General features: G+C 42.4%; 11 protein-coding genes. 4 read left to right on the top strand and 7 right to left on the bottom strand.

From position 1 onward, the window contains the following. Nucleotides 1-7: 7 nt before the first annotated feature. Entirely contained in the window at nucleotides 8-2,596 is a 2,589-nt protein-coding gene (locus tag ACYQ2C_RS11205) for a DNA internalization-related competence protein ComEC/Rec2 (protein ID WP_460102687.1), read from the bottom strand. 276 nt (nucleotides 2,597-2,872) lie between these two features. Here ACYQ2C_RS11205 and ACYQ2C_RS11210 point away from each other — a divergent pair, with 276 nt between their 5' ends. Then, a complete protein-coding gene (locus ACYQ2C_RS11210; RefSeq protein WP_460049433.1) occupies nucleotides 2,873-3,412 on the top strand; it encodes a DUF2062 domain-containing protein in 540 nt (179 codons plus the stop codon). Here the strand turns inward: ACYQ2C_RS11210 and ACYQ2C_RS11215 are convergent. The 3 genes from ACYQ2C_RS11215 to ACYQ2C_RS11225 form a co-directional block, all read right to left on the bottom strand. Further along, nucleotides 3,409-4,677: a lipoprotein-releasing ABC transporter permease subunit gene (locus ACYQ2C_RS11215; RefSeq protein ID WP_460102684.1), complete on the bottom strand. Its 1,269-nt coding sequence runs from the start codon at nucleotides 4,675-4,677 to the stop codon at nucleotides 3,409-3,411. The genes ACYQ2C_RS11210 and ACYQ2C_RS11215 overlap by 4 nt on opposite strands. A 63-nt stretch (nucleotides 4,678-4,740) precedes the next feature. After that, on the bottom strand, nucleotides 4,741-5,463 hold the full coding sequence (lolD, locus tag ACYQ2C_RS11220; RefSeq protein ID WP_460102682.1) for a lipoprotein-releasing ABC transporter ATP-binding protein LolD: 723 nt from the start codon (nucleotides 5,461-5,463) through the stop codon (nucleotides 4,741-4,743). A 335-nt stretch (nucleotides 5,464-5,798) separates the two neighbouring features. Then, nucleotides 5,799-7,067, bottom strand: coding sequence for a lipoprotein-releasing ABC transporter permease subunit (locus tag ACYQ2C_RS11225; protein ID WP_460102680.1), 1,269 nt, complete (start codon nucleotides 7,065-7,067; stop codon nucleotides 5,799-5,801). 444 nt (nucleotides 7,068-7,511) lie between these two features. Between ACYQ2C_RS11225 and ACYQ2C_RS11230 the strand changes: the two genes are divergently transcribed. Further along, entirely contained in the window at nucleotides 7,512-7,847 is a 336-nt protein-coding gene (locus ACYQ2C_RS11230) for a hypothetical protein (protein ID WP_460102678.1), read from the top strand. A gap of 162 nt (nucleotides 7,848-8,009) precedes the next feature. On the opposite strand, the gene dnaQ is transcribed toward ACYQ2C_RS11230, so the two are convergent. The 3 genes from dnaQ to ACYQ2C_RS11245 form a co-directional block, all read right to left on the bottom strand. Next, the gene (gene dnaQ / locus ACYQ2C_RS11235) at nucleotides 8,010-8,741 is read right to left on the bottom strand and encodes a DNA polymerase III subunit epsilon (protein ID WP_460102676.1); all 732 of its coding nucleotides are present in this window, start codon (nucleotides 8,739-8,741) and stop codon (nucleotides 8,010-8,012) included. 54 nt (nucleotides 8,742-8,795) lie between these two features. Further along, complete coding sequence (gene rnhA / locus ACYQ2C_RS11240; RefSeq protein WP_460102674.1) at nucleotides 8,796-9,242, bottom strand: ribonuclease HI; 447 nt, start codon at nucleotides 9,240-9,242, stop codon at nucleotides 8,796-8,798. A 79-nt stretch (nucleotides 9,243-9,321) separates the two neighbouring features. After that, nucleotides 9,322-10,242 carry a class I SAM-dependent methyltransferase gene (locus ACYQ2C_RS11245; protein WP_460102672.1) on the bottom strand — a complete coding sequence of 307 codons (921 nt, stop codon included), beginning with the start codon at nucleotides 10,240-10,242 and terminating at the stop codon, nucleotides 9,322-9,324. A 223-nt stretch (nucleotides 10,243-10,465) separates the two neighbouring features. Between ACYQ2C_RS11245 and gloB the strand changes: the two genes are divergently transcribed. Then, entirely contained in the window at nucleotides 10,466-11,305 is an 840-nt protein-coding gene (gene gloB, locus ACYQ2C_RS11250; RefSeq protein ID WP_460102670.1) for a hydroxyacylglutathione hydrolase, read from the top strand. A gap of 268 nt (nucleotides 11,306-11,573) precedes the next feature. Further along, on the top strand, nucleotides 11,574-13,223 hold the full coding sequence (locus ACYQ2C_RS11255) for a LysM peptidoglycan-binding domain-containing protein (protein WP_460102668.1): 1,650 nt from the start codon (nucleotides 11,574-11,576) through the stop codon (nucleotides 13,221-13,223). Nucleotides 13,224-13,335 lie beyond the last annotated feature (112 nt).

A 13,335-nucleotide genomic window follows, 5' to 3' on the forward strand; every position in this document is an offset into this window, starting at 1 on the left:
CCCAATACTAATCAAGCTCATACCAAAACCGTTTGTGATTTTTGCGATAGCCGTTTACAAGAAGCTGATTGGATTGATCGACTGTGATGATGATTGCGCCATCAACTGCAGTATTCCACAACTGAGCGTTAGAAAGGTGCTGACGAATACGCTGAATGACTTTTTCGGAAGGATGCCGATAAAAATTACCAAAACCGGAGCTAAATACGATGTGCTTTGGTTGTAACGCGTACAAAAATCTTAGACTGGAAGATGAGTTACTGCCGTGATGCGCGGCCATAAGCACATCTATTTCCGGTAAACCGGCTTGTTCGAGCTTCCATTCAACAGATTTACTGATATCGCCAGCAAATAAAATGGTGAAATCGTTGTATGAGACCAGTAGTACACACGAAGCATCGTTAGCTTTATCGGCAATAAAGCTCTCATCTGGCCACAAAATCTTAAAACTTACGTTTCCCGAGCGCCAAGACTGCCCTTTTTGACACGATTGCGCCGGAAGAAAATATCGATGCGGTTCACCGACGTAGGTGTTATCGACACTAACAGATGCTATCTCACTCAAGTGCTCGGCTAGATAGGAGTGATCTTCATCCCCATGGCTGATCACTAAATTATGAATCCGATCAATGCGATTGAACTTTAAATAGGGCGTTAAAACGGCCTCTATAGCGGATGAACTTTCACCAAACCTAGGACCGGTATCGTACAAATGATGTTCAAAGGAATGAACATCACTGGCCTCGATTCCTCGATCTAGGTCGGTAATAGTTTGCGTGGTAATTAACGCAGAAAAACCTTGCCCAACGTCGAACACAACGAGCTTGAGTGGATTCGATTCATATGCTGGAAACCATAAAACGATCAGAATCGAACCAATCAACGCTAATTTATGCAGAAAGCTCCAAATCGGGAGCAATAATGCAACCACAATCGCTAACGAGAATACCCAGTTTAGTGTTGGTACCGCTCCTAATCCCACATAAAAAGATCCGTCTGATTGCCCGCTGAGCTGTCCCGAAAAAGCAAAACTTTCGGTAAAGTTTAAACTTGCGAGCGTATCTAAAAACATCCAAAACCCAGTAACAGCGAAGTTCGTTAACTGAATGCTCCATTCAAACAGCACAGTTTCTGGTGATAGAAAAGCAAGGCATGAGCTAATTAAGGTCAGAGGTACTAATAAAAGAGAAACATAAGGAATAGCGATGAGGTTTGAGAACCAAGAAGCAAGGCTAAACGTTTCTGTCGTTAAAACCAGAGGAATTAACATCATAAAATAAATGCGAGTTTGTAATCCTACAAATAGGCCTAGCTTTGAATGATGTCTCTGGGTTAATAACGTGGTTAAGATTACAAATACAACACCAAACGATAAGACAAATCCTATCTGATGCATTGCAAAGGGATTGTTGATCAGCACCAACAGCATTGATAGCCAATAACCGAACCATATCTGGCGGATACGCCCACACACTAACAACAAACCAGCGACCACTACCATGATCATAGCTCGCTGGGTGGGCAACGAATAGCCAGCCAACAAAGCATAGGCAAGCGTGCAGAGCACAGAACAAACGACGGGAATTACCAGTGGGTACCGCCCAACGAAAGTCCCAAAAATTCTGGCAATGCCTTGTCCCAACCAAAAGCCCAGCGCTGCGATCAGGCCAACATGCAGCCCAGATATTACTAATAGATGTAAGGTTCCGGTCTGCTTTAAAACTTGCCAATCGTGATCATCCAACAGGTGATCATCGCCGATACTTAATGCCAAGATGGCCGCCAAATTCCGTTTCTCAGAGAGTACCGGAAGCAGTTTCTGCCTTAACTGGTAACGCAATTGATTAAAAGTAATTTTTATGGATTGGCTGAGTGATCGAGCCAATCTTCGCTCATAGGGATAAATATCAAGTATGTAACCGGTGGCAATATGCCCTTCACTTAGCAGCCACAGCTGATAGTCATGGCCTGCAGGATTCGCCAAACCTCTAGGCCGCTTTAGCTTAGCCTGAATGCAGAATTGGTCTGCGGGCTTCAGATGTTCAAAAAATTGTTTTTGTGAGGCTGCTTGATCTGGGTCTTGAAACTCTGAGCTCCAAGTAAGGCGAATACTACCGGCCACAGAATAGGTAGACTGAAGGTCTAAATTACTAGAATTTACACACGAAGACCTAGATAACTCGTTAACATATATAGATATTTTGAAATTATCTTGGTTCTCTTCGGGCAGATCCGCCAAATCACTAATCCAACCGGTCAACCATATAACTTCACGGTCTAATGCTTTAGGCAGTTGTCGATCAATGACCTGTTGCGACCTCCAACTAGCGATCGCCACACCAATCAATACACATACAGCAGAAAGCAAGATACCTCTTAAAATTGAACTGGGATTTGTTCTCCCCAGCAGTAAACTTATAACTATAGCCACCGAACACAGTGTGATGTCTGGCAATTTGGATAAAAATCCGGTGAAGACATAACCTGAATTAACCAGTGCTAACCGAAATGACCATGATGAAATGAAAGGAGGTAGTGCGGCGCTTCTTACAAACACCTTACTGTCTTTTTGAGTTCTTGGGTTTACGTCAATCATCTAGCCAACTTCAAACGTCATTGAAAGTTGGGTACGGAGTTTAAACTTTGGAATAAAAGATCAATATGCAATCATATTGTGTATTTAAGAGCACCAAAATCTGTAAAAACTAAACTTTATACTTGATCGGACTTCATATGATTGGAATTTAGACTCAAAACCTGAACAGGTTTTAACCATCCGATGGTTTTTAAAGGTATTCGGTCAGGTTACGGTAGAAGTCGTAATTCCTTTCAGTGCATAATACGCGCCCCTGTTAGAGCCAACGAATTTATAATGGCGAAGAAATTTTTAAAAAGATGGATGCCCGACCCCGCTAAAGTCAAACAAATTCCTGGCTTTTCATTTTTGGGCGACATTCTTCACGATCCCAATCTATTTCATCTGAATAGGCATTCCGTTTCCGTTGCGTTTTTTGCTGGTTTATTCTGCATGTTGCTGCCCTTTCCAGGACAGTTAATCGTTGGCGCAATATTGGCAGTTGTTGCAAGGTGTAATCTACCCATCACCATCGGCCTTATTTGGATCAGCAACCCACTCACCTTTGGCCCTATCTTTTTCACCACCTACTTAATAGGCACATGGATATTAAACACTCCCGTTCACGAGTTTACGTTTGAAATGAGTTGGGATTGGTTAGTCAATGAAGTCGGCAAGATATGGGCGCCTTTATTTGTAGGCTCCGTATTGAGTGGTTTGGTGCTAGGTGCCTTTGGCTACCTAGCAATGCAAGTATTGTGGCGCTGGAACGTGATTCGCAGTTGGGAAAAACGTAAAAAAGATCGCGAAGAGAGAAACAACGCCAACAATGCTTAATCGTAACGCAATGCTTCAGCTGGCTGAATTCTACTAGCTCGCCAGGCCGGATAAATCGACGCAATTAAGCTCAAAATCAACGCGGTGACGGCAATAAAAACAATGTTAGAGATTCGGTTATCAATCGGTAACTCGCTCACTGGGTAAATGTCTGAGCGTAACACTTCGGTAGCCGTCGCCCACTCAATAAAATTCAGCAAAAAAGGCGCTAATATCGTTAGAAGCACGCCTATTATTACGCCAAATACCGTTCCATAAACCCCAATTGAACAACCCTGCACCATAAAGATTTTCAAAATTTCATTGGGTGTTGCGCCGAGTGTTCTTAAGATAGCGATATCGCCCTGCTTTTCTACAACCGCTAAAACCAACGTAGAAACCACATTGAAAACCGCAATACCAATAATTAACACCAATAAAACAGACACTAAGTTCGAAGACATTTTAACAGCGTGATAAAGATTCCCGTGAGTTCGGGTCCAATCACTGGTATAGAATCCGTAAGGAAGATCAGTAGCGACTTCTCTCACTACCCATGGCGCATCAAATAAATCGTTCAGCTTCAGTCGAATTCCGGTAACTGTACCGGGTATTGGTGCAAGCTCAGAAGCATCCGACAGTGAAATAACACCAATTTTGTGATCCAACTCTGTACCACTGTCTAGCAATGCAACGAGGGTAAGTTGTTTTATACCTGCCGCTTGCCGAGACTGGTTCACCTTAGGAACAATAAAAGAAATGGAATCACCCAGCTTTAAACCCAATTTTTTTGCGAGCCCGGAGCCTAGTGCTAAACCGTTAGGTGTGTTTTCTAATGACGCCAGGTCACCCTGCTGCAAATAAAGAGCTATATCCGAAACATTTACCTCTAACTTGGGTTCTACACCATAGATCAACACAGGTTCTACACCTGTTCCAAACTTCAGCATGCCTTCTAAATGAACAAAGGGAGCCATAGCTTGAATATCTTCAGCTGAAGGCAAAGATTTCAAATACTCGATTTGCTCAGACCAGTTCTCTAGTCCCTGACGATGAAATAACGAAGCTTGGGGCACAATTGCTAGAATTTTAGTGCGTAAATCTCGATCAAATCCATTCATGACCGCCACGACAACCACAAGCATTGCCACACCAACGACTAGGCCAATCATCGAGATTCTTGAAATAAAACTGACTAATTGATTAACGCTCTTTACCGAGCCGAATCGTCTACCGACAAACCATGCCAAAGATGTCGAAGAAGTAGAATTGCCACCAGAAGCCATAGGAACTCTTAGTAATGGATTGGATAAAGTAAGTTTGAAATAGGTGCTACCACAGACAGAGTGTTATTTTTCTTGTAAAACACCATCCGATAAAAACAAAATTCTGTTTTGCTGTTCGGCTAAAGCCTCGTCGTGCGTCACAATAACAAAGCTAGTGTCGTAGGCCGTGTTCAGAGACTGCATTAAATCTTGAATGGACTCGGCGGTTTTTCTATCGAGATTTCCAGTCGGTTCATCCATTAAAACGCAAGCCGGATTAGAGACAATTGCCCTAGCAATAGCGACGCGCTGACGTTCACCGCCAGACAGCTCAGATGGCCGATGTTTAATTCGAGCTGATAAATTAACCTTATCGAGTACGTCTTTCGCACGCTCTTGCGCTTCGTTCTTAGACAGTTTGCCTATAATTAGAGGCATAGCGACATTTTCCAGTGCGCTAAATTCGGGTAGTAAATGATGGAACTGATAAACAAAACCCAGCTGCTTATTTCGAAGCCGACTGCGCTCTACCTCATCAAGTTTGGCAAAATCATTTCCTAATAGAGATACAGTTCCCTCGGTCGGCAAATCCAAACCGCCGAGAATATTCAACAACGTAGACTTACCCGCGCCAGAAGAACCAACAATGGCAATGGTCTCGCCAACAAAAATAGAAACATTGATATTGTTTAAGACTTTTACTGGTTCAGGACCTGAAAGGTACACCTTTGATAAGTTTTGACATTGCAAAACTACTCGTGCAGAGGCCTTTTGATTGGAACGGATGGTACTTTCTGCACTGTTCATAAATAAATATCCAGAAATCAAATATAGAAATACAGCTACTTAAGTTTGCTAAATTGATACGTTTGAATCATTTCAAACTTTCAGTAAGAGAACCCAGAAAAGAGAACCTAAAATTCACTCTCCAAGGATTTAATCAGAGAGTAGTAATTGAAAATATGATTCTCAATTACTAACAATTTCAATTACTTACGACCCTTAATTATTTTCAACTCTTAATTACCATCAACTCTTAAAAGTAGCGACATATCCTTGCGCCGCTAGAAATTCAAGGTTCGTACGAGCTGACTACGTATTTTAAAAACACATCGCGATCAGTTTATCGCTAGCTCCCGAAGCTATTCGTAGCGAAGTGCATCGGCGGGTTGAATTTTCGCAGCCTGCCTGGCTGGATAAAGCGTCGCCAATGTCGCTAAAACAAATCCCACGCCGGCAACCGTGAAAACATCATTGATCATTACTAACGATGGGAGTTTTGAAACAAAATATACGTTTGGATCAAAAACCGGTGTACCAACAACGGATTCAAAAAATTGCACAATATCGCCAACGTAAACTGCGCATAAACTGCCTAAAACACCACCCATTAGAATCCCAATTACACCAACCGCAGTACCCTGAACAATAAAGATAGCCATAACCTCGGCGGCACTTAAACCCATTGTTCTAAGTACCGCTATGTCTGAACGCTTGTCAGAAACCATCAGAATCAAGCTGGTAATAATGTTGAACGCAGCCACCGCAATGATAATCATCAGCAAACTGCCAACGACTATTTTTTCCATTTTAACGGCTTGAAAAAGCCCGCCTTGGGTTTGGCTCCAGTCAAGAAATTCAAGCTTGTGAGAGGATGTTGTTTCTTGGCTCATGGTCGATTGTAAACGACTTAAAACTGCCTGAGCGCTGTACAGGTCGGAGGTCGCAATTCGTAAACCTTCAGCTTCGGCATCAAATCTGAACAGTTTTTGCGCATCGTGAATGTTTATCAGCGCCAATGTTTGGTCCTGCTGTGCGCCAATTTCGAAAACCCCAACCACGGTTACACGTTTCTGCCGAGGAAAAACGCCGGCTGGAGTAATGCTAACTTGAGGCAGCACTAAGGTGATTTTATCGCCAGTGGTAACTCCTAAATAACGAGCTAATAAACGTCCGATGACAATCCCAAATTCACCGGGCTGAAGATTATCGAGTTCGCCTACAACCATTTTTTCAGCAACACTCGATACGCTAGGCTCAATACTGGGATCAACTCCCTGAATATTGACGCCTTGAATACCGTAACCATAATTCAGTAAACCATAGCCTTCTATGTAAGGCGCCGCTCCAGTTACATCGGGATCACGAAGGACCTCGTCTCGCAACGAACTCCAGTCATCAATTCCCTGTTCCGAGCGCACAAAACCGTGTGGCACAACACTTAAAATACGTTCTTTGATTTCGCGATCAAAGCCATTCATAACAGACAAAACCACAATCAGCGCGAATACGCCAAACGCCATACCGATCAAAGAAAAGGTGCTGATAAACGAGATAAACTGGTTACGCCTTTTTGCTTTTAGATAACGCAAACCGATGAACAGTGATACAGGAGAAAATCGAGCAATCATGAATTAAGGCTAGTGGAAGGCTATTGTTTAAAAACATCAACTGCTTTTAGGCGAAGATGTTAAGAGAACTTAGGAGTTTGACGAAGTTCAATTTAATTTGAGTGTGCAATTAATTTGGCTACGTTAAGTGCTATGATACCGTGAGCGCCTAGAAATAACCTTAAATATTCACGCCAAGTTCTATTAACGTATAAGAAAACTCTGATCAACCGAGTTTCTAGCAACACAAGGATGTATCGCCCATATTAAGAACGGTGGGTGATAAAAATTGCGAAGAAATTGAAAGTCGCATCTTCAATTTCTTCCCTCTGATGAAATCATAAATGAGTCCATCAGAGGTTTCTAAAGTAATTAACTCGTACAAAACTCTCTATCTACAAAAAATCTCAAGATAGAGACATCACTACTATTTGAAACCGAACGTTAAGGTCTTCATCAAACACTATGAAAAACAAACTTACTCTGCGTAATTACATCGTCTTTATTGCGGTTTTACTCTCCACTAACGTAAGTGCTCAACAGAACGAAGACGTTGAATTAACTCAAGATACCAACACAATTGCGATACCTGTGGGTACTCAGGGGAATCAATCACACATTGCGGTGCCCAGTTTGGGAATGAATATGAACACAGTGAAGTCCAGTTTTGGAAATCCCGAGCGAACGCTGGGTCCAGTTGGCAGCCCGCCAATTACCACCTGGATATATCCAAGCTTCAGCGTTTATTTTGAGAGAGATATTGTTATTCATTCTGTCATTGAGCATAAATCGCCTCAATAACAAATCAGTTTCATCCATTTATCGGCGGTTTCGTGAATTTCGAAGCGCCTTGCCTAAGTTGAAGATGTTATCTCGATTTAGCTAAGCCGTCCCAACTGGAAGCCAACAACAAGCTTGACAAGTTGGGACACATAAGACCGTAGCCAATAATAGACGCTCAATTTAGTGTTCGGTGATTCCCTCACGCCAAACAACATTTCCACCTGAGCTTTTTGAAATGGCATCCAAAGTCGATTCGTGAGCAGACAATTCGTCGAGACTGGCTTGTAACACAGGAACGGAATAACTTCCGGGCATGAGGCGCCGAATCTCTCTGTTATCCACTTCCCCAGACTCTTGTTGCCCCGCATTACCCGCGTTCAAACCCAAAGAAGTTTGACCACCGGTCATCAACAAATATACGTCTGCTAAAATTTCGGCGTCGAGTAAAGCGCCATGCAGGTCACGAGCAGAGTTATCGACAAAATAACGTTTGCAGAGCGCGTCTAAGTTATTTTTTTGCCCCGGATGCTTTTCACGGGCAAGCGCTAATGTATCTATTACCGTACAAAAATCGGTGACTTGACCATCGTTTCGCTTGAGTAATTTCAGTTCATTGTTGATAAATCCAATATCGAAAGCAGCGTTGTGTATGACTAGCTGCGCGCCGCGAATGAATTCTAGAAACTCGTCGGCAATCTGACCGAACTTGGGTTTATCTGCTAAAAAGTCATTGGTGATTCCATGAACTTCAATAGCTTCCTGCTCGACTTCGCGTTCCGGGTGGATATATTGATGGTAATGACGACCTGTAAGCTTTCGGTCAATAACTTCTACACAACCAATCTCGATGATTCTGTGCCCTTGCGCAGGATCAATACCGGTCGTTTCGGTATCTAGAACAATTTGTCGCACGTTTATTCTCTTCCTAAATTCAGATAAGTTTCGGACGAAGGCAAACATTTGCCGTCAGTTCAGCTCTTCAATACCTTTGTTGGCCAATTCATCCGCAATTTCGTTTTCTCTGTGCCCTGCGTGACCTTTAACCCAATGCCACGCCACCGAATGAACAGAGGCCAAATGATCTAATTCCTGCCACAAATCGACATTTTTAACGGGCTTTTTCGCAGAAGTTTTCCAGCCATTTTTCTTCCATTGATTGATCCATTCGGTAACACCCTTTCGAACATACTGAGAGTCGGTGGTTAAATCGACCTGGCAAGGCTCCTTGAGAGCTTCAAGACCTTTAATCGCTGCGGTCAATTCCATTCGATTGTTAGTGGTATTTGCCTCACCGCCATAGAAGGATTTTTCGTTGCCGTTATAGCGAAGAAGTGCCCCCCACCCTCCTGGACCTGGATTTCCCTTGCAGGCACCGTCGGTAAATATTTCTACAGATTTTAAAGATTTGGGCATAAATAGATCAGTTTCATACAAATATTCTGTTGGGACTTATGATAACGACTCCAACGTTTTGATCAAACGGCTATCGGAATCAAACTTCCGATTTCAAACAATTCTCATCAGACTTTTTCAAGCAAATTTCATCAGACTTTGCATGATCACCGACTCGATCGTGAATACGAACAGACCCGGCACCGGCACTTGATGCTGCACCAACTGCAAATCCTGGGACCGGCTTGGAAAACTTCCAACTGGGCTTTATGGGCGTTACGGCTGCTGTTTGCTTACGCGCGATAATTAGATAAAACCCACCGGTCGGCGTGAGTAACTTTGCGCCGAATCGCTCAAACCAGCGCCAGTGATTTAATAAGAATCGATTGTTGACCGGAATCCTAAACAAACCGCGTTGGATTTTAACCGGTGTGAAATCCAATAAACGTAACCAATCAACCAATCGAGACAAACGAATTGCGTGTGAGCGTTGATGGGGCTTTCTTAACGTGTGTCGGGCAATTTGTCTTCGTATACCCAACAAACTTATGGGATTGAATCCAACTATAACCATGTATCCATGGGGAGTAATGGTTCGAGCTACCTCCCGAAGCAGGCGATGCGGATCGGATGAGAACTCTAAAACATGATGCAATATGGCAACATCGATAACATCGCTCTCTAAAGGCAAGCTTTCAAAATTTGACGTTGCGGTATAAACCTTTCCGTCAGTTGCCATGGGATGTAGCCCAAAGCAGTGATTAATTTTACTTTTTTCATAAAGCTTTGCTCTGCGATCAATACTGAGCTGCATCAAGTGATAGCCAAACAGATAATTTAACGCGGTATCAATCACTTCTTGCTCAGCTTCTAGCAAGCTGCTACCTAAAGGGGTTTCAAACCATGCCTCCAACGATGGCGCTAAGGACTCTATTTCGGCTACGCCAAACCAGCTATCCAAGCGCTGTTGAATAAAAGAAGGGAGTATCTCTTTGTGATCAAAAAAATGCTTATCAGACATGGACCAGCTTACCGCCAACAATATTTATGATTTTTTTAGCGTCGAACATTTTCCTTCGCCACAATCCCAAGTCAACTTGAGAAAACAACGATATGTAAAGACCTTGAGGCGAAGTAATTTCCTTGCGAAATTACCAACTTGCACTTTGAATCGACCTCTTTCAGTATTGGTACCGATAGATCTACCTGCGCCATTTTATTAAAACACTAAAGAACGCAACCCTATGAATTCACTATCAGAAAATACCTTAGCTTTGATCAATAAAACAACACTGGGTGCCATTGAAGTATCACCAATAGGCGCCTTCGATGACAACTACATTTGGTATATGGAAGATACCGAAACACAACAATGTTGGATTGTTGATCCTGGTAGTGCCGAACCCGTACTCAAAACGCTTAAAAACCTCAACAATAAGTCTCTGTCTGGAATTTTAGTCACCCACCACCATCATGACCATATTGGAGGAATCGACCAAATACTCAAGGTTTTTCCTGATACTCCGGTTTATGGTGTTAAGTCCGACCGTGTGCCCCAAGTATCTATGTTTGTGGCCGAAGGAGACACGCTTGAACTGTCTGCCAATTTAACGTTTGAAATTATTTCCGTAACGGGGCATACCCGCGATCACATAGCGTATTTTTCGAAGAACCCAACGCATCCGTTCTTATTCAGTGGTGACACGTTATTTGTGGCCGGATGCGGACGCTTGTTTGAAGGTAGCGCCGAGCAAATGCTTTCTTCACTTAAGAAGCTGAAAGCTCTGCCTGCAAATACTGTAAACTTTTGCGCACACGAATACACACTTAATAATTTAAAATTTGCAGAAGCTGTAGAGCCAGCCAATCAAGATATCCAAGAATTCAAACATTCCTGTATTGAGTTACGAAACAATAACAAACCAACCGTTCCCACAACAATTCAACAAGAACTATTGATCAATCCATTTCTACGCTGGAATGATCCTGCTGTAATGACAAAAGCGGCAGAGCTTGCCGAAAAACCTGTTTTAAATGACGTTGAAACATTCGCTCAAATACGATTGTGGAAGGATCGATTTTAAATAACTGTATTCGATTTTTACCTCTATATTGTTCACTCCAGATAAAATTATCGGAACTAAAATTCGGTTGTTTTATCTTTAATGGTTCTAATGACATAGATATCTTCAATTTGAATCATTTATACTTTCAAACAACATGACACTATTTGAGCGATTTCTCATTCAAAAAATTGAAAGCGATAGACTTTTAGTCGCTTTTTATCATTAAGAGTGCTCAATCTCAGAGTTATTAAACTTATAAAATATCGCTAGGATTACCCAAAGACGTATGCTTCATTTACGCCCTATTTTTTGCGCCGTTTGTATGTGTATCACTCTATCGGCTTGCCAAACACAGCAAATAAAAGCACCCAAAGACAACGCTGCTGAAACAACCTCCACATCTGATATTTCCAGAACAATCGTTGAGTCTGATACGCTTGCGAGTCCACCGGCAGAAGGGGATTGGGATTGCTCTATCTCAGAATTTGGCGCCCAAAACTATCGACTGAGTGACAATACCGATTTGTGGTCGAGAATTCGTAACGGATATGGTTTTGAAGAGATTGATCACGCCCGAGTTCAAACCTATATAGAATGGTATCAAAAACACCCTACCTACATAGAAAGAGTTGGCGAACGTGGCAGTTTATACCTGCATTACATTGTAGAGCGAATGGAGGAAGAAGGGCTTCCAACGGAATTAGCGCTCTTACCTATTGTTGAAAGCGCGTTCGATCCATTCGCCTATTCCCACGGCAGAGCCGCCGGAATTTGGCAATTTATCCCAAGTACAGGTAAAAGCTACGGATTAGAGCAAAATTGGTGGTACGACGGGCGACGCGATATTGTTGAATCTACCGAAGCTGCCATCAAGTATTTAAAATATCTTAATAAATTTTTTGATGGCAATTGGCTACACTCCCTTGCAGCATACAATTCTGGTGAAGGTACAGTAAAACGCGCGAAACAGCGCAACGAAAAGTTAGGCAAAAGCATCGATTACTGGTCTTTGAGGCTTCCGAACGAAACAGCGGCCTACGTACCGCAACTCATTGCTCTATCTAAAATCGTTGCCGACCCAGAAAAATATGGCCTTGAATTACCAACAATAATAAATGCACCTTATTTTGAAATTGTAGAAGTAGGTTCACAAATCGATTTATCGCAGGCTGCTGAACTCGCAGATATTAGTATTAACGAGTTATACCGAATTAACCCTGGCTACAATCGCTGGGCGACCGATCCTAAAGGACATCACTCACTACTAATACCTGCCGAAAAAATAGCATTGTTTAACGAGAATCTTGCTGCATTACCTCAAGACCAGCGTGTTGGCTGGGAACGTTACACAATTGCCAGCGGTGATTCTTTGATCACAATCGCCAAAAAATTCAACACCGATGTGGCAACATTAAAAGCAACCAACAATTTAAAAAATAACACCATCAGAGCTGGCGACGCATTGATTATTCCTGTGGCTAAATCACCGGCCAATCAATACACACAAAGTCAAAGCCAGCGAATCAGCCGAAAACAAAATACCTCGCCAACCACGAATACTCAAAAAATCGTTTATACAACTCAACAGGGCGACAGTTTTTGGAGTATTGCTAAAAAATATCGTGTAGGTGTTCGTGAGCTTGCCAAATGGAATGGTTTAGCCCCAACCGATCCCTTACAAATTAACCAAAAACTCACCATTTGGTCGAAATCGACGAGCAACATCTCAATTCCACAAACCACATTGGCCGACAATGCTACCGTCAGAAAGGTAAGTTACAAGGTAAAGAAGGGAGACTCTCTAGCGCTAATCGCTCAGAAATTTAATCTAAGTGTTCAGCAAATTAAAAACTGGAACAGCGGCTATGCTGCAAAAAAATATTTACAACCAGGTGATTTGTTAACCTTATTCGTGAATGTGACGAATTTACATTAACTTACTGGCTTGAGTTTGGATGAGATGGTTTGACGATACTGTTAAACCATCTTCAACCAGCGTTAGGACTAGCATCTAAATACAAAAAAAGCCGCATAAGCGGCTTTTTTTA

It is taken from the genome of Sessilibacter sp. MAH3 (assembly GCF_054658275.1).